21 protein-coding genes are annotated in these 22,423 nt (G+C 40.8%); 6 read left to right on the top strand and 15 right to left on the bottom strand.

Annotation, left to right across the window (positions count from 1 at the left end; all coding sequences use genetic code 11):
- Positions 1 to 65: 65 nt before the first annotated feature.
- The 7 genes from BUR11_RS00345 to lpdA all read right to left on the bottom strand — a co-directional run bounded on the left by BUR11_RS00345 (position 66) and on the right by lpdA (position 6,805).
- The gene (locus BUR11_RS00345; RefSeq protein ID WP_074222871.1) at positions 66 to 1,328 is read right to left on the bottom strand and encodes a replication-associated recombination protein A; all 1,263 of its coding nucleotides are present in this window, start codon (positions 1,326 to 1,328) and stop codon (positions 66 to 68) included.
- Positions 1,329 to 1,418: 90 nt separating this feature from the next.
- Positions 1,419 to 2,432: a threonine aldolase family protein gene (locus tag BUR11_RS00340; RefSeq protein ID WP_074222870.1), complete on the bottom strand. Its 1,014-nt coding sequence runs from the start codon at positions 2,430 to 2,432 to the stop codon at positions 1,419 to 1,421.
- Positions 2,429 to 3,391, bottom strand: coding sequence for a glycerophosphodiester phosphodiesterase family protein (locus BUR11_RS00335; protein WP_074222869.1), 963 nt, complete (start codon positions 3,389 to 3,391; stop codon positions 2,429 to 2,431). Before BUR11_RS00335 ends, BUR11_RS00340 begins: the two co-directional genes overlap by 4 nt.
- Complete coding sequence (locus BUR11_RS00330; RefSeq protein ID WP_074222868.1) at positions 3,381 to 3,839, bottom strand: DUF2721 domain-containing protein; 459 nt, start codon at positions 3,837 to 3,839, stop codon at positions 3,381 to 3,383. The genes BUR11_RS00335 and BUR11_RS00330 overlap by 11 nt, the downstream gene beginning before the upstream one ends.
- Before the next feature lie 117 nt (positions 3,840 to 3,956).
- On the bottom strand, positions 3,957 to 4,781 hold the full coding sequence (locus tag BUR11_RS00325) for an anti-sigma factor (protein ID WP_074222867.1): 825 nt from the start codon (positions 4,779 to 4,781) through the stop codon (positions 3,957 to 3,959).
- A complete protein-coding gene (locus BUR11_RS00320; protein ID WP_074222866.1) occupies positions 4,781 to 5,314 on the bottom strand; it encodes an RNA polymerase sigma factor in 534 nt (177 codons plus the stop codon). Before BUR11_RS00320 ends, BUR11_RS00325 begins: the two co-directional genes overlap by 1 nt.
- 93 nt (positions 5,315 to 5,407) lie before the next feature.
- Complete coding sequence (gene lpdA, locus BUR11_RS00315) at positions 5,408 to 6,805, bottom strand: dihydrolipoyl dehydrogenase (RefSeq protein WP_074222865.1); 1,398 nt, start codon at positions 6,803 to 6,805, stop codon at positions 5,408 to 5,410.
- Between the two features lie 291 nt (positions 6,806 to 7,096).
- On the opposite strand from lpdA, the gene fabG reads away from it, so the two are divergent.
- Together fabG and BUR11_RS00305 are read left to right on the top strand one after the other, a co-directional pair.
- Complete coding sequence (fabG, locus tag BUR11_RS00310) at positions 7,097 to 7,843, top strand: 3-oxoacyl-[acyl-carrier-protein] reductase (protein WP_074222864.1); 747 nt, start codon at positions 7,097 to 7,099, stop codon at positions 7,841 to 7,843.
- Between the two features lie 277 nt (positions 7,844 to 8,120).
- Positions 8,121 to 9,086 carry a CHRD domain-containing protein gene (locus BUR11_RS00305; protein ID WP_074222863.1) on the top strand — a complete coding sequence of 322 codons (966 nt, stop codon included), beginning with the start codon at positions 8,121 to 8,123 and terminating at the stop codon, positions 9,084 to 9,086.
- A 158-nt stretch (positions 9,087 to 9,244) separates the two neighbouring features.
- Here the strand turns inward: BUR11_RS00305 and pruA are convergent, their stop codons facing one another.
- From pruA to BUR11_RS00290, 3 genes are all read right to left on the bottom strand, one after another.
- Positions 9,245 to 10,879 carry an L-glutamate gamma-semialdehyde dehydrogenase gene (gene pruA / locus BUR11_RS00300; RefSeq protein WP_074222862.1) on the bottom strand — a complete coding sequence of 545 codons (1,635 nt, stop codon included), beginning with the start codon at positions 10,877 to 10,879 and terminating at the stop codon, positions 9,245 to 9,247.
- An 82-nt stretch (positions 10,880 to 10,961) separates the two neighbouring features.
- Complete coding sequence (locus tag BUR11_RS00295; protein WP_074222861.1) at positions 10,962 to 11,657, bottom strand: YjjG family noncanonical pyrimidine nucleotidase; 696 nt, start codon at positions 11,655 to 11,657, stop codon at positions 10,962 to 10,964.
- 5 nt (positions 11,658 to 11,662) lie between these two features.
- Positions 11,663 to 12,046 carry an ArsR/SmtB family transcription factor gene (locus BUR11_RS00290; protein ID WP_074222860.1) on the bottom strand — a complete coding sequence of 128 codons (384 nt, stop codon included), beginning with the start codon at positions 12,044 to 12,046 and terminating at the stop codon, positions 11,663 to 11,665.
- Positions 12,047 to 12,156: 110 nt separating this feature from the next.
- Here BUR11_RS00290 and BUR11_RS00285 point away from each other — a divergent pair, with 110 nt between their 5' ends.
- Positions 12,157 to 12,807 (top strand): carboxypeptidase-like regulatory domain-containing protein, encoded by a 651-nt coding sequence (locus BUR11_RS00285; protein WP_074222859.1) that lies wholly within the window; start codon positions 12,157 to 12,159, stop codon positions 12,805 to 12,807.
- A 224-nt stretch (positions 12,808 to 13,031) separates the two neighbouring features.
- On the opposite strand, the gene BUR11_RS00280 is transcribed toward BUR11_RS00285, so the two are convergent.
- Positions 13,032 to 14,630 (bottom strand): aminopeptidase P family protein, encoded by a 1,599-nt coding sequence (locus tag BUR11_RS00280; RefSeq protein WP_143185772.1) that lies wholly within the window; start codon positions 14,628 to 14,630, stop codon positions 13,032 to 13,034.
- A 107-nt stretch (positions 14,631 to 14,737) separates the two neighbouring features.
- Between BUR11_RS00280 and pafA the strand changes: the two genes are divergently transcribed.
- The gene (gene pafA / locus BUR11_RS00275) at positions 14,738 to 16,372 is read left to right on the top strand and encodes an alkaline phosphatase PafA (RefSeq protein WP_074222858.1); all 1,635 of its coding nucleotides are present in this window, start codon (positions 14,738 to 14,740) and stop codon (positions 16,370 to 16,372) included.
- Positions 16,373 to 16,419: 47 nt separating this feature from the next.
- Here pafA and BUR11_RS00270 read toward each other — a convergent pair whose 3' ends face one another.
- Positions 16,420 to 17,583: a homogentisate 1,2-dioxygenase gene (locus BUR11_RS00270; RefSeq protein WP_074222857.1), complete on the bottom strand. Its 1,164-nt coding sequence runs from the start codon at positions 17,581 to 17,583 to the stop codon at positions 16,420 to 16,422.
- A 137-nt stretch (positions 17,584 to 17,720) separates the two neighbouring features.
- Here BUR11_RS00270 and BUR11_RS00265 point away from each other — a divergent pair, with 137 nt between their 5' ends.
- A complete protein-coding gene (locus BUR11_RS00265; protein WP_074222856.1) occupies positions 17,721 to 18,509 on the top strand; it encodes a glycoside hydrolase family 16 protein in 789 nt (262 codons plus the stop codon).
- A gap of 38 nt (positions 18,510 to 18,547) precedes the next feature.
- The gene (locus tag BUR11_RS00260; RefSeq protein WP_084560944.1) at positions 18,548 to 19,186 is read left to right on the top strand and encodes an MCP four helix bundle domain-containing protein; all 639 of its coding nucleotides are present in this window, start codon (positions 18,548 to 18,550) and stop codon (positions 19,184 to 19,186) included.
- Here the strand turns inward: BUR11_RS00260 and BUR11_RS00255 are convergent, their stop codons facing one another.
- From BUR11_RS00255 to BUR11_RS00245, 3 genes are read right to left on the bottom strand one after another with little or no spacing between them, the layout of a single operon-like run.
- Complete coding sequence (locus BUR11_RS00255; protein WP_234982031.1) at positions 19,187 to 20,128, bottom strand: sugar phosphate isomerase/epimerase family protein; 942 nt, start codon at positions 20,126 to 20,128, stop codon at positions 19,187 to 19,189. It lies immediately after the preceding gene.
- Positions 20,129 to 20,147: 19 nt separating this feature from the next.
- A complete protein-coding gene (locus tag BUR11_RS00250) occupies positions 20,148 to 20,705 on the bottom strand; it encodes a gluconate 2-dehydrogenase subunit 3 family protein (protein WP_074222854.1) in 558 nt (185 codons plus the stop codon).
- Positions 20,706 to 20,722: 17 nt separating this feature from the next.
- The gene (locus BUR11_RS00245; protein WP_074222853.1) at positions 20,723 to 22,402 is read right to left on the bottom strand and encodes a GMC oxidoreductase; all 1,680 of its coding nucleotides are present in this window, start codon (positions 22,400 to 22,402) and stop codon (positions 20,723 to 20,725) included.
- Positions 22,403 to 22,423 lie beyond the last annotated feature (21 nt).

Genomic DNA, 22,423 nt, shown 5'->3' with positions numbered 1-22,423 from the left:
TTTTCCTGTTTATCCGAGAAGCAACTCCAAAAGTTCATAGGATTAGAAATTCGTAGGATAAACAATTAATACCCATACTTATCTCCCCAGTTTCTTTTTAGGTTTTTTCGGAGCTCATTTTCCCTGGCATTTTCTCCAGGTTCATATAACTTGGTTCCTTTGATTTCATCAGGCATGAATTCCTGCTCCACAAAGTTGCCAGGGTAATCGTGGGAATATTTATAAGCCTTCCCATAATTCAGATCTTTCATCAACTTGGTAGGTGCATTTCTCAAATGGAGTGGAACAGACAAATCTCCTTTTTCCCGCACCAAAGACTGCGCTTGGTTGATGGCCATGTAGGCGGCATTGCTTTTGGGAGAGCTGGCCAAATAGGTCACGCATTGCGATAGAATGATTCGGGATTCGGGGTACCCGATTAATTTGACCGCCTCAAAACAATTGGTCGCCAACAGCAAGGCATTAGGGTTGGCATTACCTATATCCTCCGACGCCAAAATCACCAATCTCCTAGCAATAAATTTCACATCCTCCCCTCCTTCGATCATTCGAGCCAACCAATACACGGCTGCATTTGGATCTGAACCTCGGATTGACTTGATAAAAGCAGAAATGATATCGTAATGTTGCTCACCGGATTTATCATACAAAGCCACTTTTTGCTGTGCAATTTGCATCACTTTTTCATCTGTGATCACGCATGGATCTTCGTTGATCCCATCAATGACTATTTCTAAAAGATTTAGCAACTTTCTTCCATCCCCACCAGAGATTCTCAACAAGGCATCCGTCTCTTTCAACTGTACATCCAGTTTCTTCAGCTCCAAATCCCTTTCCAAAGCCTGATGTATCATCGCCTCCAGTTCCGGCTTCCCCAAGGAATTAAGGGTAAATACTTGGCATCTGGATAAAAGAGCAGCATTCACCTCAAAGGAAGGGTTCTCTGTAGTTGCACCAATTAAGCGGATAATCCCTTTTTCCACAGCTCCTAATAGCGCATCTTGCTGGGATTTATTAAAACGATGGATTTCATCGATAAAAAGTACCACTCCCATTTGAAACTTTGCTTTTTCAATCACCTCACGGATATCCTTGACCCCAGAGCTAATCGCCGAAAGCGTATAAAAAGGTGCTTTGATTTCATTGGCAATGATATTGGCAATGGTCGTTTTCCCAACCCCTGGAGGGCCCCATAAGATCAATGAAGGGACATTTCCCGACTTGATGGCTTTATATAAAAATGAATTAGAGGAAGACAAGTGCTCTTGGCCAATCAAATCTTCCAAGCGGATTGGACGCATTCGCTCTGCCAGTGGTGTATTATTCATTTGTTGGAATCTAGATTCTATCGGCAAGATACAGAGAAATGAAAAAAGGGACCGCAAAGCCCCCTTTTTATGACAAAAACTGTCTTCGATTTATAATTCCCCAATTCGTTTTCCAAACTCTTCCAAGTGATCATCCCCAAAATCATGGTGAGTAACAAATCGAACCAAGTCTGGACCGAATTTAACCGCTTTAATGTGCTTCTCTCCCAACTTCTCCAAAAAGAACTCTGGTGTGATTCCATCCAACCTGGCAATAGCGATATTGGTAGCAACTGGCAATACTTCAGGAACAAAGGATTTTTTCAATAACATTTCTCCTAAAGCTTTTGCTCTTGCGTGATCCTCTTTCAAACGCGCTACTTGATGATCCAAAGCATAGATTCCTGCAGCTGCCAGAAATCCTGCCTGCCGCATTCCTCCGCCCATTACTTTCCGTACTTTTCTAGCCCGCTTTATATCGGTTTTTGAGCCGAGTAGAAGAGAGCCTACGGGACAACCCAAGCCTTTACTCAAACAAATGGATATCGTATCAAACTGGGCGCCCCATTCTTTTGGATTGTCTCCGGTTTCTACCAATGCATTGAATAATCTCGCTCCATCCAAATGCAATTTCAATCCATACTCTTCACAAACCTTTTTGATCGGGATGACTTCTTCCAATTCATAAATACTCCCCCCTCCCTTATTCATCGTGTTCTCCAGAGAAACCATGGTGGTCTCAGGAGCATGGATATCATCTGGATTAATAGAGGCTGCCACTTGAGAGGCGGTAATTTTACCTAGATTCCCTTCCAATAATTTGACGGAGGCCAGAGAGTTTGACATAATCCCCCCTCCTTCATACAAATAGATGTGGGAATATTTATGACAGATTACCTCAGTTTGAATTCGGGTATGAAGACGTATTGCTATCTGGTTGGTCATGGTACCGGAAGGGCAGAAAATCGCAGCTTCCATCCCAAAAAGACTCGCAATTTTCTCTTCCAGAGCCGAAACCGTTGGATCTTCTCCAAAGACATCATCTCCTACAGGAGCTGAAAACATGGCTTCTTTCATACCCTTAGTAGGCTTTGTGACAGTGTCACTACGTAGGTCAATGATCATTTTATGAAATACTTAGATTTAGAACTTTGCGATGGAGTCATGGTTTTAATAGCCTCTGCAGCTTCAATGGGTCTATCAGTTGCCAAGATATCTGCTCCATTTTGCACAAAACTAGCATAGATTTGATCTCCTCGACTAACTGCACTTTGATCCAAGTTGCCCAACACTCCCAATATGGTAAAAACACCTCTCTGGTGGAGAGCCTGGTTAAATTCCCTAGGCCTTTCGGCCAAACCTGTAAATGCAATTACACGGGTCCAAGGAATTCCTGTCTCCTCTAACCTTTTGATTTCCTCTTCATTTCTGATGGTAATGGAAAGCATTAAATCCGGAGCCATAGAATGTAATTTCTTCGCAGCCGGAAAGGTATAGGTGATCAAAGCTGCATGCCCTTCAGAATCTGTGCTGCGAACTTCCTCAATGATCTTTTCGAAAGGAACAGATCGCTTGATATCTACGGTCAATAATGCTTTCCCTTTAGACCAAGTTAATGCCTCTTCTAAAGTCGGTACCCGAAAGCTAGTCAACTGCCCATTTTCGTCTTCCAAAAAGAGGGATTGAATATACTCATAGGTCACCTCCTCCACTTTGCCTGTTCCATTGGTGGTTCGGTCCAAGTCGTCATCATGCATCAATACCAATACTGAATCCTTGGTCATTGCCACATCCAGTTCGATGATCGATGAAGTATAGTTCAAGACATTTTCAAATGTTTCAATGGCATTCTCAGGAAATCCTGGATAGGGTCCACCTCTATGGGCAGAAACCATAGGAATCCGATCAGAAGTCCAAGTATAAAAATCGTAGGCAGTCCCTACTCCTTCCAAATCAATGTACAACCCATCTACAGTCGCATTGGTGGAATTTTGTTCCACAGATGCGGTTTCAACCGTTGATTTGGAATTACAACCAAGTAATCCTACGATCCACAGGAAAGTAAAAAGAAGGCTATTTCTCATCTTTTTTTGTCTCTTTTTTAAAGATAAAATCCAACCCACTACTTCGGTTGTTAAAAACTTCTTCCATATCCTTCAATTCCAAATTCAATGCCTTGGTAGAAATTTGGATTTCTATTAATGATAAAGCCAAAGCAATCAATAATGACCCCATACTACCTACAAACACCCAGTTGGCCGCTTCTATAAATCCATGGAACAATAAATACATACAGACGATGCATAATAAAAAGCTAAATACTCCAAAGAGCTGCATATTCTTGATCAATGTCAATCGCTTCCTTAAGTTATGGATTTGATCCACGATCATTTCCTTGTCAGGTGCATCCATGTAGTTCTTATGTAGGCCTCGAATCAAACTGGCTATTGCCAAAAAACGATTGGTAAATGCCAACATGAGTAAGGTAATGGCTGAAAAAAGTAAGGCGGGTGTAGAAAGTTGAAGTTCCATAGGCCTAAATTAGCTTACTAAAGATCAATCAAAAACCTTTAAATGAAAAAAAACCTGTCCTTTTAGAACAGGCTCTTTTTCAAATCTTCTTTTACTTACTTATGCCACCTCGCCTAGCTATGCCACCTCACCTAGCACTACCAATTTTTCAAGGGTTGGTGATTCGGAACCACCTTTCGGTTCAATGGTAATAGCAAATGCTCCTGCTTGTGCCACCGCTTCCATTTGTTGTAGGGTGAATTTTTCTCCTGGATTTACCAAACCAATCCCGATCGGCCCATCATCTCCTATGGCCCACAATTGATAATCGTATTCTTCACTAAGAGAATTAAGGTTATTTACTGCTACAAAAACTTCCTGGGCATTCTGGTCCCAGAAGACATCTACTTTCGCGTCTTTTTGCATGTCAAAACCTTCACCTTTCATCTCTACCCGTTTGTAATCTCCGGCAACAATTTTATCCAGTTGGGTTTCCTTCTGTTCAAATTCCATTTTCACCTGGTTCAAATTGTCAGCCATCACATTTTGTTCTTGAAGTAGGGCCGTAAACTGTTCCTCTTTCTCGTAGAACTTATTTGCAAAAAATATTGCTGCACCTACTGCCAATACTGCCACTACAGAAGCTGCCGCTGCATAGGCTTTCCAAAGGGAAAGTCTAACTACTTTGGCAACTTTAGGTTCTTCTACTTCCGGAGTGGTCTCTTCAGTCGATCTAAACTCCTGTTCCAAACTGGCAAAGATTTTATCTCTTACCGCTTTGGAAGGTTGGGTCCCGGTCAACTCATCGAAGGCAAAAATGGTCTGCTCTAGTTCTTCCAGTTCTTTTTTGATCTCCGGATGCAATTTCGCCAAGGTCAGAACCTCCTCACGCTCGCGCTCATTGAGCTCTCCTAAGAGGAAAAGCTCTAATTTGCCTGATGCTATGTATGATTGAATATCCACTAGATTCTGTCTAAATTCTTTTTCAAAACTTGTAATGAAGCCCTTACTCTGGACTTGACGGTGCCGAGAGGAATTTCAAATTCCTCGGAAACTTCCGAATGTGTATATCCTTTGAAATAAATATACTCAATAATGAAGCGCTGATCTTCGTTAAGCTGGTCCATTAACTCACGTACTCCGATTCCATCCGTCATTGCTTCCGTCCCAGATTTGCTTTCTAATCCATATACGAAGTCATCAATTGCGTTGGTCTTACTAGATTGAGAAATTTCCTTGGACCTTAATTTATCAATGGCTGAATTCCTGCAAATATTTGCCATCCAAGTGTATAGACGACCTTTTGACTCGTCGTAGTGATCTATTTTCTTGGTGATTTTGACAAATGCGTCATGAAAAACCTCTTCGGCTATATCGGAATCATGGACTATTCTGGAAATGACTGCAAAAAGCGCACGGGAATATTTCTCATAGAGGTATTCCGTGGTTTTCTTGTCTTTCGCCCTGAGCCCGGCTATTAATTGTTCTTCCTCCAAAAGTTGGTTGTTTACAATGGGTTTACCCTAAAAGTAAAACACAAGACCGAATGTTTTCAGTCTTGTGTCTTTTATTTTCAAAAATGTGGGTTTTTACAAGTGAATCACCTCATCATATGCTGCAGCAGCAGCTTCCATAATCGCCTCTGACATGGTTGGGTGAGGATGAACTGTTTTAATCAACTCATGCCCTGTAGTTTCCAGTTTTCGTATGGCAACGATTTCGGCAATCATTTCAGTTACGTTGGCTCCGATCATGTGAGCTCCAAGTAATTCTCCATATTTCTTATCGAATACCAATTTCACAAAACCGTCTTTTGCTCCAGCAGCAGAAGCTTTACCAGATGCTGAGAATGGGAATTTACCAATTCTTAAGTCATACCCGGCTTCTTTGGCTTTTGCTTCCGTCATCCCTACTGAGGCGATTTCTGGAGAGCAATAGGTACATCCTGGGATATTGCCATAATCCAATGGTTCAGGAGAATGTCCTGCGATTTTCTCAACACAGATAATTCCTTCTGCGGAAGCAACGTGTGCCAAAGCAGGCCCCGGAATCACATCACCGATGGCATAATAACCCGGCATATTGGTTTTGTAGTATTCATCTACCTTGATCTTACCTTTATCTACCAAAATACCTACATCTTCCAAACCGATGTTTTCAAGGTTTGAAACGACACCAGCAGCAGAAAGCACGATGTCACACTCTAAAGTTTCCTCACCTTTTGCGGTTTTCACGGTCACTTTACAGCCTGATCCTTTGGTATCCACCGCAGTCACTTCTGAAGATGTCATGATGGTCATACCTGCCTTCTTATAGATTTTTTCCAAAGCCTTGGATACCTCTGCATCTTCCACAGGAACAATTCTATCTAGGTATTCCACAATGGTTACTTCAGTTCCAATGGAAGCATAGAAATAGGCAAATTCCACTCCGATTGCTCCAGAACCCACAACCACCATTTTCTTTGGCTGCTTTTCCAAGGTCATTGCCTTTCTATAACCGATGATTTTTTTATCGTCGATTTTCATAGAAGGAAGCTCTCTTGATCTTGCTCCTGTCGCGATGATAATATTGTCTGCAGAATAGACTGTCTTCTTATCGTCTTTGTCAGTTACTTCAACTTTCTTGCCTGGCTGGATTTTACCCCATCCAGAAATCACTTCGATTTTATTCTTCTTCATCAGGAAGGTCACGCCTTTGCTCATTCCATCAGCTACTCCTCTACTTCGCTTCACCATTCCTTCAAAATCAGCTTTGGCCTCCTTAACAGTAATGCCATAATCAGCTGAATGGTTGATGTATTCAAATACCTGAGCGCTTTTCAGCAATGCTTTCGTAGGAATACAACCCCAATTAAGGCAAATACCACCTAGTTCAGCCGCCTCTACTACAGCAGTTTTCAAACCGAGCTGGGAAGCACGAATAGCAGCAACGTAGCCACCTGGCCCACTACCCACCACGATCAAGTCAAATTTGGTCGAAGACATATCTAAATATTGTTTTATAACGAATTGAAACTATGCAAAAATAGACCTTTTGGCTTCAGAAAAAAATTTGCAGCCCTTCACAAAAACGCAAATGATTTCGTAAATCCTGTAGCAAAAGCCAGATGAAAATACAGAATTTCATCAAAGTCGACTTTCATCCAATTTTATTTTACAAAAACAATTTTTGAGAAAAAATACGAAGGGAGAAAGCCGATTTCCAAAAGGCTTTACTTTTCAAATCGGAAACTTTCAGTTTTTTTCTAATTTTGGCAAAACAAAATTTTAGAATCAATGGGATTACTTTCCGGAAAAACTGCTTTGATCACCGGTGCCTCTAAAGGGATCGGAAGAGCCATTGCGATCAAATATGCTCAGGAAGGCGCCAACGTAGCCTTCACTTTTTTGTCCAGTGTAGAAAAAGGCCAGGCGCTAGAAGGCGAATTGGCAGCTTTTGGTATCAAAGCGAAAGGATATCGCTCAGATGCATCAGACTTCAAAGCTGCAGAGGAATTAGTTAACAGTGTAGTAGCTGATTTCGGTGGGCTGGATATTTTGATCAATAATGCTGGAATCACCAGAGATAACTTATTGATGAGAATGACAGAGGAGTCTTGGGATGAGATCATGAATGTGAACTTGAAATCCTGCTTCAATACGGTGAAGGCTGCGACCCGAACTATGATGAAAGCTAAAGCAGGCTCTATTATCAACATGACTTCTGTGGTAGGTGCCAAAGGAAATGCAGGTCAGGCTAATTATGCTGCATCCAAAGCAGGAATCATCGGTTTCTCCAAGTCAGTAGCTTTGGAATTAGGCTCCAGAAATATCCGATGCAATGCCATTGCTCCAGGTTTTATCGAAACTGAGATGACAGAAGTTCTGGATGAAAAAACAGTACAAGGCTGGAGAGATGCCATCCCAATGAAAAGAGGTGGTAAACCAGAAGAAATTGCAGATGCTTGCGTATTCTTGGGTTCTGACATGAGTACTTATATTTCAGGTCAAGTGCTTCATGTGAATGGAGCAATGTATACCTAAATCGGAATTATGAAATAGGAAGCAAGCAATTTGAAATATGGACGGCTGAGGAAACTCAGCCGTTTTTTTTGTTTCCGATTTTCATACAAAAAGAACTAGAAGCTAGACCGCTTTTCCTAAAACACTACTTGGGGCCATGTGATTTTTGCCCCCCCTTCTTAACAGGGAACTCTTCTTATTTAAAGAAATTGATAAATAATTGACTATCAAAACAATCCGATTATACAGTAGGTTACGTACATACTTTTATCAATTAACTAACCTAAATAATCGTCTTATGAAAACGTCTTTTCAAAAACTCGCATTGCTATCTTTTTTAGCATTTTTCGCATTTGCCTGCCAAAACTTTCAGGAGGAGACTCCAACAATGAATCAACTTGGAGATGACAATTCATCCGCTTTCGCATCTGAATCAGATCTTAACGCCAGAAAAGGACAGCTCGCTGAATTCGGGGCCTTTCTAATAGGGTCTGAAGAAGTTCCTTCAGTAAGTTCTCCTGGATCTGGTGCTGCCAAAATTTCTCAAATCGATGAAGGCACTTTAAAATTTGAACTTAGAGTAGCCAATACCTCTAATATTGCAGCTGCTCACCTTCATTATGCAGCTGCCGGTACCAATGGACCTGTTGTAGTTGCCTTGTTAACAACTCCTATACCGGGCTTATCCAATGGATTGATTGCTGAAGGCATGATCGATGCGTCCAAATTAGTTGGGCCATTAGCCGGAATGTCGATATCTGATTTAACAGCCGAATTTGAATCAGGAAATATCTATGTCAATTTACATACCTCCGGTAATCCCAGCGGCGAACTTCGAGGACAGGTAAGTATGGTTGAAGCCAGTGATAATAAAAATTATGGCACCAAATTAAGCGGAGCTAATGAAGTGCCCGCTGCAATGACAGACGCCACAGGGGTTGCAAAATTCAATTTTTCCAACGACGGAAGTGCCTTATCCTTCCAAGTAAATGTTGATGGCATTGAAGACGTACGATTCGCTCATATTCATTTAGCAAAAGCTGGATCCAATGGAGGAGTAATTTTTACTTTAAGGATGGATAAAGTGGTAGGTCCTGTTTCTGGAGTCTATGCAAAGGGCGAAATAATGCCTGCTAACTTCTCTGGTCAAATGCTAGGAGGAGATTTAGAAATCCTAAGAGAGGCTTTCAGAACTGGAAATGCGTATGTCAATGTTCATTCTGACGATTTCCCTGGTGGGGAGTTAAGAGGACAAGTGAACTAAGTTGTTTAAATTCACCCCACCGACTAAGGCCAGCAATCGCTGGCCTTTTTCATTTACAAAAAAGTCTGGATCAACTTAATGCTTCAAACTAAAAAAACCTCAGAAATAAATCTGAGGCTCTTGAAAATTGATTTTGATCTAAGATCATTTAAGAATTATTAATCCTCTCCCAAGAATGGATATCTGTAATCTTCTGGGGAAACGAATGTTTCTTTGATGGTTCGAGGAGAAACCCAACGAAGTAAGTTGATCATAGATCCAGCTTTGTCATTGGTTCCGGAAGCTCTGCTTCCTCCAAATGGCTGCTGTCCTACCACTGCACCGGTTGGCTTGTCATTGATATAGAAGTTACCTGCAGCATTCTTTAATTTTGTGGTAGCCAATTCAATCGCATAGCGATCCTGAGAGAATACGGCACCTGTCAATGCATAAGGTCCTGTTTGATCTACCAATTCCAAGGTTTCTTCAAAGTTCTCAGCATTGTATACATAAATGGTCAAAACTGGGCCAAAGATCTCCTCACACATGGTGGTATACATCGGATCCTGAGTCACAATGACAGTTGGCTCGATAAAATAACCTTTTGACTTGTCGTAATTCCCACCTGCAATGATTTCTACTCCTGGGGCTTCTTTTGCTTTCGCAATGTAACTGGAGATTTTATCGAAAGCTTTTTCGTCGATAACCGCATTGACAAAATTGGTGAAGTCTTCCGTACCTCCCATTTTCATGGATGCCAAATCTTCCAACATATACCCTTTTACTTCATCCCAAATATTGGATGGGATATAAGCTCTGGAAGCAGCGGAACATTTCTGTCCTTGGTATTCAAATGCGCCTCTTACTAAACCAACAGCCACTGCTTTAGGAATCGCTGATTTATGAGCAATCACAAAGTCTTTTCCACCGGTCTCACCAACAATTCTTGGGTAAGACTTAAATTTATTGATGTTGGCTCCAATTTCTTTCCAAATGTGTTGGAATACGCCTGTGGAACCTGTGAAGTGGATACCCGCGAAATCTGGATGTTTAAAAATAATATCTCCAGCCACTGGACCGTCTACATAGATCAGGTTGATCACACCATCCGGCACTCCTGCTTCTTTGAACACCTCCATCAACACATTGGCAGAATAAATTTGGGTGTAAGCAGGTTTCCATACGATGGTATTTCCCATCATTGCAGCGGATGCTGGCAAGTTACCAGCAATAGCTGTAAAGTTGAAAGGAGTCAAGGCAAAAATAAACCCTTCTAATGGTCTTTGTTCCAATCTATTCCAAACTCCATTACCAGAAACTGGTGGTTGCTGAGCATAAATCTCAGTCATGTATTTCACATTAAAACGCAAGAAGTCAATAAACTCACAAGCTGCATCAATTTCAGCCTGCATGGCATTTTTGGATTGGCCCAACATGGTCGCAGCATTGATTTTAGCTCTATATGGACCAGCAATTAGGTCAGCAGCTTTTAAGAAAATAGCAGCTCTTTGTTCCCAAGCCATATTTTCCCAAGCATGCTTGGCTCCCAACGCAGCATTAATTGCCTGCTCTACATGGGAAGCATCTCCTTCGTGGAAATGACCTAACACATGTTGATGGTCATGAGGGGGAGACATAGGATGTTTATTGCCTGTTCTTACCTCTTCTGAACCGATATACATGGGTACATCAACTTGCATCGCTCTTGCCTTCGCTAAAGCTGCTTGCAATTCTTTTCTTTCCGGGCTTCCGGGTGCATATGCTTTTACCGGTTCGTTAACCGGAGTGGGTACATTGAAAAAACCTTTGAGCATGATATCTGGGGTTATGATTTTCTGATGTTGGCAAAGATAACCAACCGAATTTTATTGACTAGTGATTTTGATAACAAAAGCATCATAAGATGCTTTCTAGTTCCCGGAGATGTGAAATCGTATATGTTGGCTTCAATTCTATTGCTTTCCCATCTGGATTGAAATACACTTGATCTATGGATGCATTCTGGGCTCCCAAAATATCTGAATTGGGATTATCCCCGATCATGATGCATTGTTCCGGATCCGTACCAAGAGTTTCCATCGCATGATAAAAAATCCTTGGATCTGGCTTTTTATGGCCTGTGGTCTCTGAAGTGACAATCAGGTCAAAATATTGGTCCAATCCGGAGGCTTTTAATTTCTTGGCTTGGGACTCATTGAAACCATTGGTGATCACATGAAGGGGATATTTTTGTTTGAGGTAGGTCAATATCTCTTTTGAATAAGGAAATACATGTGGTTTAGAGGATGTACGATGCATGAAATCCTCCTCAAAAGGGGTAGGCACCGAGTCTTCATAGGCTCCAGCGTGTGAAAAAATGCGTTTAAACCGCTCTAATCTAAGGTTATACTTATCTATTTTTCCCACATTGTACAAATCCCATAGTTGGAAATTGACATGATGGAATGAACTGAAGAAAGTCTCAAAAGTTGGAATACCCAGTTCTTCCAGTTTATAAATTTCATATAATTCGGAAAGGGATTCAGAGACATTCCGATCATAATCCCAAAGGGTATGGTCCAGATCAAAGAATATATGTTGGTAAGTCTTCAAGGTAATTATCTTCTGTATTGATTATTCTGAATTTTATTTATTGCAAGTTCCCGGTTGGATTTGAGGATTTCGAATGTTTCCTGGTCTTTTATCAAACTGGAGTCTTTTTGAATAAACTTAAAAACCGCCTGAAAGATTTCGAGGTATTCCTCCAGGATGTAATAAAACATCCATTGATCTACTCTCCTGCTTCCAAGCAAGCCTGCATTCTTTAAATAAATTAAGTGCCTACTTGTTTTCGTTTGGGTGAAATCCAAGATATGTTCCAAGTCAGAAATGGACAATTCCTTGTTCAACATTAATAAATGGATGATTCTCACCCTAGACTCCTCAGAAAGTGCTTTAAATATTCGGAGTCCATAGTTTAAACTGATATTTTTAAGTCTCATTTAGTAAGTTTTAACTCAGTTTATGCTTATTAAATAAAATTTCAGGCGAAATTAGGGTATAATCGCGTCCGATTTACCAACCTTTCGTCGTTCAATTAGTTAATTTATTTGTGAATAATTCAATAATCATCAGATCCACTTTCTTTTTCCTACTGGGATTTATTTTTTCAGTTCAGTTTGCCTCTGCCCAAGATCAGCAAGAAAAGAAGGTTATTCAGCTATCTGGAATTATCTTAAATGCAGATAGTACCGATGCGGTAGCAGGCGTAAACGTATACGTACCAAAGAAAGGAAGGGGTACAAGTAGTGGTCGGTTTGGTTATTTTTCCATGCCTGTGTTAGAAGGTGATAGTGTGGTGTTCAGCTTCATCGGATTAAAACGTCAGACATTCAAAGTTCCTGAATCAGTTGAAAATGACAGAATCAGCCTGATTTTAACAATGGAGGTGGATGAAATCGCTTTGGCTGAGGTGGAAGTTTTACCTTATCCCACCGAAGAGGAATTTAAGCAGGCGGTAATTGCGATGAATGTGGTAGATCCAATGTCGATCAGTAGGGCCAACATGAGCCCTGAAATGCTACTTCGTTGGGCTGAAAGCATGCCTGCTTCAGGAGGAGAGAATTTTAGGTACTTCCAGCAAGGCCAAGTACTTCAGAATCAGGATTTGTACGGACCTAGACCCCTTAGGCTTCTGGATCCATTTGCTTGGGGGCAATTTATCCGATCCATTAAGAGAGGTGATCTGAAGAAGAAGGATTAAAACTACTGGCCTCGCGCAAAACCCAACGGCAGAACGCTGGATTTAACAGCTTAACTTGATCAGAGGGTATTAACAAACTCTTTATTCCATCTTTTCAATAACACTGACTTTGTTCTTTGTGAATTAGGAATACCTATCTAAAATCTTCATAGCTGTGTCTCCTTTAACTTTCACCATCTCTCCTAAACTTTCTGACGTGGTGGGGCTGAGACATTTCGTGAATTTTATTTTAACTCTGGCAAGACCCACTCTTCCAAGACGCTTGGGATTTTCATCATTTGCTCTATTGCTTCCACCGTTCTAGGGGCATCTCCTGACAAATTAACCGGCCCTTCTTTGGTGACTAAAATATCATCTTCAATTCTCACCGCTATCCCCCACCATTTGGGGTCACAATCCGAACCATCAGGTATATAAATCCCCGGTTCCACCGTAATAATCGCCCCCTCTTTTAAAGGACCTCTTGCCCCTCGATCATGCACGTCTAATCCTACGTGATGGCTGGTTCCGTGAGGAAAATAAGTATGCCTTTGTCCTGCTTTAATAATTCCAAGCTCGACCAATCCCTCATCAATGATTCGCCTGGTTTCAGTGCCTATAGTTGCGAAATCCACTCCGATTTTGCTAAGAGCGATCCCTGCATCCTGAGATTTCAATACCAATTCGTAAATGGCTTTTTCTTCTTCATTGAAGGTACCATTTACTGGGATGGTCCTGGTAACATCTGCGGTATATCCTTTCCATTCTGCTCCAAGATCCATTAACAATAATCTATCGCTGATATGCTCCATATCATTTTCAATGTAATGGAGAATACAACCGTTATTTCCAGCACCCACAATAGAGGGATATCCTACATCTTCTGCACCATATCTTTTATAGATGAATTCATGAATCCCTTGAATCTCTCGCTCTGACATACCAGGTTTAGCGGCCTTCATCACCTCTATTTGGCCTATGGCTGAAATCCTGGCAGCTGCTCTCATTAACTCTTGCTCCTCCACTGTCTTCACTTCACGAAGACCTTCCATGATCTCTGTCAATAGAAATAAATCCACTTTTTGTTGAGGTAGCTTCCCTTTCACTTCCATTCTTTGTTCCGGAGAATCTGCATTCACAAAATCTTTTAAAACTGGATCATCCTCTACTTCCGGATATCGTTGTTTCGCGCGGTTGATGATTTGTACCACATTTGCTGCATTATCTGTGTTACTTGCCCTAATCATCTCATACATCTGAAGGTTAATCGGAGCAACTTCCTTTGGGTAACCAGAAGAAGTTTTAAAAGAAGCTACCATCTTTTTCAAATCCGCATTGGCACTACTCCCTTCTATATCATCAGATAAATCAAAGGACAAAATTTTATCAAATGAGGAAAAATCTATTTGTTGGATCCCAGTAAACTCTTCGTACAAATAAACCTGTTCAAAGCCCAATTTCTCTTTTACTCCTTCCACTCCCAGTCTCTTTCCATTCCACATCTCTGACATAGGGTCTCTTGGCTGAACGTAGATCATTTCATCGCTCATTACTCCATTCAGTTCCCTCTTTTCACTAAAAATCACCAAAACTGCATTGGGCTCCCTCAACCCTGTCAAATAATAAAAATCGGTATTGGGATGATAAATATAATCAACATCATTGGACCTGTTCTTTACCGGATTATTAAAGATAACCGCAGCTGAATTAGCAGGCATTTTACTCCTTAGAATTGCTCTTCTTTCTTTGTGCCAGTCACTGCTGAGGGCATCCTCAAAATAAGACTGGGCATGAATACTGAGTGAAAAGAGGAAAACCGAAATAAGGACGAAAATATTTTTCATTGTTAACAAAATTAAGATGCCTAATCTCACATGTTTTCTCCATTTAACAAAGTCAGCACACACAGATTAAAGCATATGCTTATCTTTAGGTTCAAATTTTACAGATTATGAAAAAAATCGGGATTTTACTTTTCCTTACAGTGTTGGCTCTTGGGCCCATTTTGGCACAAACCAAAACTGAAAAGCCTAAACTAATTGTAGGAATCATTGTCGACCAGATGCGTCAGGAATATTTGTACAGGTTTGCTGACCGATACAAAGAAGGTGGGTTTAAACGCCTAATGAACGATGGATTTATGATGAAAAACGGTCATTACAACTACATCCCTACCTACACTGGACCTGGACATGCTTCCGTTTATACAGGAACTACCCCTGCCACGCACGGGATCATCAGTAACAGCTGGTATGTCAGAAGTCTAAAAGGATCTCTATACTGCGCTGAAGATTCAACAGTAACTGCGGTCGGAGGTTCTGCCGCAAGTGGTCAAATCAGTCCAAGAAATTTATTGACTACTACCATTACAGATGAATTAAGGTATGCCACTAATAAAAGATCTAAGGTAGTGGGGGTTGCCATCAAGGACAGAGGGGCAAGCTTACCTGCTGGTCACCTGGGAGATGCCTATTGGTATGATAGCGGAACTGGCGAATTTATGACTTCCACCTATTACTATGATTCTTTACCTGATTGGGTTCAGAATTTCAATGAGAAAAAATTAGCTGAAAAGTATTTAAGCCAAACTTGGAATACACTTTACCCTATTGAGACTTATACTCAAAGTATTGCTGATAACAACGACTTTGAAGCACCATTTGCTGGAAAAGACACTCCAACTTTTCCATATGTTCTAGACTCTCTCAAACAGGGCAATGGTGAGTTGGGGCTGATTGCCTCTACGCCATTTGGGAATACTTTAACGCTAGACTTTGCCATCGCGGCAATGGAAGGTGAAGATCTTGGTAACCGTGGGGAGACAGACTTTTTAGCATTGAGTTTCTCTTCTCCTGACTACATAGGTCACCGATTCGGGCCTATGTCCAAAGAGGTGGAGGATAATTATCTTAGACTGGACTTAGAGTTTGAGCGATTATTAAACTACCTAGACGAAAAATACGGGGAAGGTGAATACCTTGTATTTCTTACTGCTGACCATGCTGTAGCAGACGTAGCTACACATATGATCAGTGAAAACATCCCAGCAGGCAATCTCAACAACAGCTATATCTATGCACAGCTCAAAGGATACACTCAACTTACTTATGGAGAAGGGGATTGGATAGAAAACCTTTCAAATGAACAAGTATTCTTGAATCATGAATTGATCAGGGAAAAAGGTATGAATCTAAAAGATATGCAAGATGACCTAGCTAATTTCTTGTTGAGATTCCGTGGTATTAAAGAAGTCTATACTGCATATGCCATGAAAAATTCAGAGTTCACAGCAGGAAGGGCAGGCAGGTTACAGATGGGGTATAATCAAAAATCTTCAGGTGATCTTTTGATTACTCTGGAGCCGGGCTGGTTAACAGGTGGAGCCAAAGGGACCTCTCATGGCACAGGCTATAGCTATGATACCAACGTACCTATGGTATTTTATGGTTGGAATATCCCGGCTGGTGAAACTTCTCGGTACGTGACCATCACCGATATTGCTCCTACCCTTTCCATGATGTTAGACATCAAACTACCAAATGGAACGACAGGGCACCCGATTACCGAAATAACTGACCAAAAATAAACTAAAATCAAAAAGGCCTGAATTCATACCTCAGGCCTTTTTTTCACTTATTCGGTCCAACTCATCGGATAGTTTTTATCTACAAATTCCATTGCTTCGGTGGTAATTTCCAGAGACTTAAACGTATCCAACATGACTGCATATTCCTCCGTGGATTTGGCTCCAATGGATTTTTCTACTGTACCAGGATGTGGACCATGCGGTAAACCACCCATATGGATGGTAAATGAACCCCGGTCTATTCCTTTTCTACTCATAAATTCCCCCTCTGCATAATACAACACCTCATCAGAGTCAATATTGGAGTGATTATAAGGTGCAGGGATTGCCAATGGATGGTAATCGAAAAGCCTTGGCACAAAGGAACATATCACAAATCCCCATGCCTGAAAAGTCTGATGAACCGGTGGCGGTTGATGAATTCTTCCGGTAATGGGCTCGAAATCGAAAATTGAAAGTGCATAGGGATATAAATAACCATCCCACCCCACGATATCCAATGGACTGTGGCCATAGGTATAGGGATAAAGCATCCCTTGTTTTTTTATTTGAACCAGGTAATCTCCTTTTTCACGCTCAATATGCAATTCCTCGGGAGTACGAATATCCCGTTCACAATAAGGAGAATGTTCTAACAACTGCCCTACTTCATTTCTATATCGTTTGACTGTCTCAATTGGGCCATGCGACTCAATAACTAGAAGTCTTAATGGTCCTTCTTCATTAAATTCAAATCGATAAATAGTGGTTCTTGGGATGACAATATAATCCCCTTTCCTCACGGGTAATTTACCAAATTGAGAATACAACACTCCCTCACCATCATGAACATAGATTAATTCATCTCCATCTGCATTCTTGAAAAAGAAATCCATCTTGCGTTTTCTAGGAGTACAAATTCCCATCATTACATCAGAATTCATCATAAGCATTTTCCTGGCGCTTAGGTAATCCTCCCCTGTAATTTCCACCCCAGAGGTCTTTAGATGGGTTTGACTTAAACCGTGCTCTTTGACCGGCTCCCAAGAATATTTTCTAGGCTTCCCTATGGACTTTACTTCATTGGGATTAAAAATATGGTACAAGTTGGAGTAGATCCCCGAAAAACCTTTTGAGCTTACTAACTCCTCTTTGTAAAGGCTTCCATCGGGCTGTCTGAATTGAGTATGTCTTTTGGGGGGAATCTCTCCCAATCGATAATAATATGCCATTTGTATTTGGGTTTATATACTAGCTAAATTACGAATATTGTGTTTACAATGATGAAACATGCAAATGAGATTTATCCTTCCATTAAAACATTACTTAATCATTTAAGTTTTTGTATTTTCCCGTAATCAATAAACCCATGAAAAGAATCCCATTCATAATCCTTCTTATTTGGAGTTATCAGGTGCAAGCACAGAAAGCAAAATTGCTTTGGTCTGATGAATTTGATCAAGATGGGTTGCCCAATCCTAAAAATTGGAGTTATAATGTTGGAGATCATGGATGGGGCAATGATGAATTAGAATATTACACGGAGGCAAATCTGGATAATGCGAGAGTAGAAAATGGTGTTTTAATTATTGAAGCAATCCAAGACCCTTCCTATCCAAAAGGATATACTTCCGCAAGATTGGTCACCAAAGGCAAAGCCTCTTGGAAATATGGCTATATAGAAGTCAAAGCTAAACTTCCAACAGGTAGAGGAACCTGGCCGGCCATCTGGATGCTGGCAGAAAAAAACATCCATGGGGGTTGGCCGGCAAATGGTGAAATTGACATCATGGAACATGTAGGATATGACCCGGGGAAAGTGCATGGAACCGTTCATACAGAAGCATTTAACCATAAAATCGGCACCCAAAAAGGAAATTACTTGATGGTTGCTGATTTCGATTCTGAGTTCCATCTTTACGCCATCAATTGGACAAAAGAGAAAATCGATTTCTATATTGATCAACAACTCTATTTCTCATTTGAGAATACTGGGGGAGATTACAAGGAATGGCCTTTTGATCAACCCTTTCATTTGATTCTTAATATTGCTGTAGGTGGCGGATGGGGAGGTCAACAAGGAATTGACCCTACTATTTGGCCTCAGAAAATGGAAATTGATTATGTTAGGGTTTATAATAAGAACCCCCTCAATTAAAAGTTTGAATTAAAAAATAGATTATGATTAACCCTGGTTTGAAAAAAAGAAGATTTCAGGCAATAGCTATTATCTCTGTTCTTTTGCTTTTGATTTATGGTAAAAACTTAACTGAGAGGCAAGCTTTTAAAAGTATCAGCAATACTTTTACAGAGGTTTATCAGGACCGCTTAGTAGTGGAAGGATATATTTTTGAAATATCAGATCGTCTTTTCTCCATACAAAAGTTGATCGACCACTGTAATCTTGATTACGACTACACTAGGGTAATCAATGAAATACAAGGTCATGAAGAAGGAATCATGGAGTTAATTGTGGATTTTGAAAAAACCAATTTGACGGTTGAAGAATCTGATTATTTAATGGATTTCAAAAGAATTATAGAAAATGATCTAAATATCAAAAACTACGATCTTTTGTATACAGATTCCTCAGGAGTAAATGAAAAGCAAGTAAAACTATATGACAAAAAGATCGCTTTGGCCAAACAAGACTTGGAGAACTTGAGCAAAATCCAGATGAGTGAAGGGGAAAAATTAATCAGCAAAGCAAAAGTCCAAATTAACCGTTCCCAAATTTGGGCTCAATTCGAAGTTGCTTTGCTGATCATTCTAATTATTGTTATTTATATCTTCTTGTTTAAAAGACCTAGTACCAATCAAGAAACGTTTTCTTAATTAATACATAAAGATGTTTTGCAGGTAGGCAGCGTTTTTCTCTGCTGCTTCCATCGGAGTAGAATTTACAAAACGCTCTTGTTCTACAATAAAATAGTCCATTCCCAGCGATTTGGAGTCTTTTACTATTTCTCCAAAAGGAATTTCTCCTGAGCCAAATAAAACTCCTCTTTCTTCTCCATTTCCCTGATCAGCTTCTGCATCTTTTAAATGGCATAATTTGAATCTTTCAGGGTATTTAGCCAGGTATTCTGCAGGATTTACTCCTGCCACATACACCCAATAGATATCCATTTCAAAATCTACCAAAGCAGGGTCTGTGTTATCCATCAACACATCTTGGGGAAGTACTCCTTCCAACATTTCAAATGTATAATCATGGTTATGATAGGCAAACTTCAACCCATGCGATTTTAAAGTCTCTCCCACTTGGTTAAATTTCTCTGCCATCATTTTATACTCATCAATGGTTTTCTGAGCCCCAATCCATGGGCAAATCAAATACTCCAAACCAGCCTCTTTGGCTTCTTCTGCTTGGGTATCTAGATTTTCAAAAACATTGGCATGGGAGGCTACCATTTGCACTCCAAGATCCGTAGTCAGGGTTTTAAATTCTGCTGGTTTCATCCCCCACAACACTCCTTTCCCTCCGTCAAATCCTTCAAATTGGGAATATCCAAAACCAGCTAATGCAGTCATGGTTGCTTTCGCATCCGCTGCCATTTCGTCTTTTACGGAATAGAGCTGGATTCCAAAAGATTCCAATTTTGATTTGGTCTCTTCAGGAGTTTCTAAGGCTACATTTTCTTCTTTTTTTGCGGGGGAACAAAACTGTAAAGGCATGAAGGCAGAGCCCACACCCAGCATTGCTCCCATCTTAATGAATTTTCTTCTAGGGTTGTTCATCATGTAAAAAGCCTGCCCCTTTTCTGGAGCAGGCATGATTGGAATTGTTTAAATATTATATCGCGTATGCTTTATCACCTGGGTTGTAAGGAATACAAGGATCGTATCTTCCAGGAACTTCAACATAATTTAATGCTTGGGTAGCACCAATTTCTGAAGTGAAATAACCTAGTACAGTTAGATCCTTCAACATGTAGATAATTTCAGGTTTTCTATCCCCACTGGCTTTGGCTGCTTCATACATCTTATTCAAATAAGCCGTTCTCTCCTCCGCAGTGGCCTCTACAAATGCTTTACCATATTCAGCTTTAAACTCTTTATTGATGGTATTCAAGCCATCGACAAACGTTTTCTGTTGGTTTGCATCATAACAATCCTTCACCATCATTACCATAAAGGAACCTATACCCACTGCTTTAGCGCCTGGAGTATCTGTGGTTGGGATAATGGTATCTCCAAGTTCATCGAGGAAAGCAATATCCTCTGGCATGAAATCAAGTCCTTCGATTTGATGCTCAGGAGTACAACCTGTGAGGATGGCGGTAGCACCTACCATTGTTCCCCCCATCATTAGGACAACGCTTTTCAATGCGTCTCTTCTATTCATAGTCATAGTTTCCGTCGTTTAAATTAGAGATTTCCTTTTTTCAGTTCATCTACTGCAAATGCAGCAGCTCTGGCAGTCAAAGCCATGTAAGTAAGAGATGGGTTTACTGCGGCAGCTGAAGTCATACAAGCTCCATCAGTGACAAACACATTCTTCGCTTCCCATACCTGGTTGTTTCCATTCAGTACAGAGGTTTTAGGATCTCTACCCATTCTGGCAGTACCCATTTCGTGGATACCTTGACCGAAGGTATATCCTGCATCCCATTGGTTTACATTCTTAAATCCAGCAACTTCCAACATTTCAGCTGCATCAGCCATCATATCCTTACGCATTTTAAGTTCATTATCCTTAATCTCTGCATTCATGACCAATGCTTCCATTCCCCACTTATCTTTCACAGTATCACTTAATTTGATGGTATTTTCATGATAAGGTAGAATTTCACCAAATGCGGTAATACCCATGGACCATGGTCCTGGTTTAGTAAGTGCCTCTTTTAATGGAGCTCCAAAATTGATTTCAGCTACATCTCTACTCCAGCCACTTCGGCTAGCTCCTCCTTGATAACCAAAGCCTCTTAAGTAATCCCGCTTGTCTCCATTGACATTTCGGAATCTAGGTATATAAAGTCCAGTAGGTCTTCTTCCAAAGTAATATTTATCATCATACCCTTCCATAGTACCACTTGCACCAAGACGGAAATGGTGATCCATTACGTTATGCCCAAGCTCTCCGGAGCTACTTCCTAATCCTCCTGGCCAGATATCTGTAGCCGTTCTCATCAAGATTGCAGTGGAGTTAAATGCAGATGCACATAAGAACACCACTTTTGCATCATACTCTATGGTTTGGTTGGTCTCTGCATCCAAAACCTCTACTCCAGTTGCTTTCTGGGTATCTTTATCATAGATCAATCTTCTTACAATTGACCATGGCCTTAAGGTTAAATTGCCAGTAGCATCTGCCGCTGGTAAAGTAGATGCCTGTGTACTAAAATATCCACCGAAAGGACATCCCAAAGAACACTTGTTCCTGTACTGACAGCCTGGTCTTCCTGGAAGTGGCTGGGTAATATTGGCAGGGCGGCCAATAGTCCAAGTTCTGGCTCCTTTATAATGCTCTTTAATTTTTGCAGCGGCATCTTTTTCGACACAGTTCATTGGCATAGGAGGCATAAATTCACCATCAGGCAATACATCTAAACCATCCTTGGAACCGGAAACTCCAGCAAACTTCTCTACATAGGAATACCAAGGTGCAATATCTTTGTACCGAATCGGCCAATCCACCGCAATTCCTTCTTTAGCATTTCCTTCAAAATCCAGATCTGACCATCTGTAGGACTGTCTTCCCCAAAGGAGCGAACGACCTCCTACTTGATATCCTCTGAACCAGGTAAATGGTTTTTCCTCCACATAAGGAGATTCATCTTCATGTGCCCACCAATCCAAATTCAATTCATTCAGAACATAGTCTCTTCTCAAGTTTGGATGGTTTTCCAACTGCTCTTGAGTTCTTCTTCCTCTATGTGGCACCTCCCAAGGTGGTAGGGTAGCCGATTTATAATCCTTAACATGTTCTACCATGGGACCTCGCTCCAATAGGAGCACCTTGAGGCCCTTTTCAGTAAGCTCTTTTGCAGCCCAACCTCCACTTATCCCGGAGCCAACTACAATTGCATCATATGCTTGATTTGCCATAAATATGGTTTTTGTTAGTTA

The sequence above is a fragment of the Algoriphagus halophilus genome, assembly GCF_900129785.1.
Classification (GTDB): Bacteria; Bacteroidota; Bacteroidia; order Cytophagales; family Cyclobacteriaceae; genus Algoriphagus; species Algoriphagus halophilus.
Note: the sequence above shows the minus strand (reverse complement) of the source record. Positions and strands in the feature narration are given on the sequence as shown.

What these genes read in the sequence shown, in the direction of transcription:
- fabG (WP_074222864.1), top strand. Translation starts at nt 7,097, where the DNA reads ATGGGATTACTTTCCGGAAAAACTGCTTTGATCACCGGTGCCTCTAAA.
- BUR11_RS00305 (WP_074222863.1), top strand. Translation starts at nt 8,121, where the DNA reads ATGAAAACGTCTTTTCAAAAACTCGCATTGCTATCTTTTTTAGCATTT.
- BUR11_RS00340 (WP_074222870.1), bottom strand. Translation starts at nt 2,432, where the DNA reads ATGATCATTGACCTACGTAGTGACACTGTCACAAAGCCTACTAAGGGT.
- BUR11_RS00335 (WP_074222869.1), bottom strand. Translation starts at nt 3,391, where the DNA reads ATGAGAAATAGCCTTCTTTTTACTTTCCTGTGGATCGTAGGATTACTT.
- pruA (WP_074222862.1), bottom strand. Translation starts at nt 10,879, where the DNA reads ATGCTCAAAGGTTTTTTCAATGTACCCACTCCGGTTAACGAACCGGTA.
- BUR11_RS00270 (WP_074222857.1), bottom strand. Translation starts at nt 17,583, where the DNA reads ATGGCATATTATTATCGATTGGGAGAGATTCCCCCCAAAAGACATACT.
- BUR11_RS00250 (WP_074222854.1), bottom strand. Translation starts at nt 20,705, where the DNA reads ATGACTATGAATAGAAGAGACGCATTGAAAAGCGTTGTCCTAATGATG.
- lpdA (WP_074222865.1), bottom strand. Translation starts at nt 6,805, where the DNA reads ATGTCTTCGACCAAATTTGACTTGATCGTGGTGGGTAGTGGGCCAGGT.
- pafA (WP_074222858.1), top strand. Translation starts at nt 14,738, where the DNA reads ATGAAAAAAATCGGGATTTTACTTTTCCTTACAGTGTTGGCTCTTGGG.
- BUR11_RS00290 (WP_074222860.1), bottom strand. Translation starts at nt 12,046, where the DNA reads ATGAGACTTAAAAATATCAGTTTAAACTATGGACTCCGAATATTTAAA.
- BUR11_RS00330 (WP_074222868.1), bottom strand. Translation starts at nt 3,839, where the DNA reads ATGGAACTTCAACTTTCTACACCCGCCTTACTTTTTTCAGCCATTACC.
- BUR11_RS00245 (WP_074222853.1), bottom strand. Translation starts at nt 22,402, where the DNA reads ATGGCAAATCAAGCATATGATGCAATTGTAGTTGGCTCCGGGATAAGT.
- BUR11_RS00345 (WP_074222871.1), bottom strand. Translation starts at nt 1,328, where the DNA reads ATGAATAATACACCACTGGCAGAGCGAATGCGTCCAATCCGCTTGGAA.
- BUR11_RS00280 (WP_143185772.1), bottom strand. Translation starts at nt 14,630, where the DNA reads ATGAAAAATATTTTCGTCCTTATTTCGGTTTTCCTCTTTTCACTCAGT.
- BUR11_RS00265 (WP_074222856.1), top strand. Translation starts at nt 17,721, where the DNA reads ATGAAAAGAATCCCATTCATAATCCTTCTTATTTGGAGTTATCAGGTG.
- BUR11_RS00255 (WP_234982031.1), bottom strand. Translation starts at nt 20,128, where the DNA reads ATGCCTGCTCCAGAAAAGGGGCAGGCTTTTTACATGATGAACAACCCT.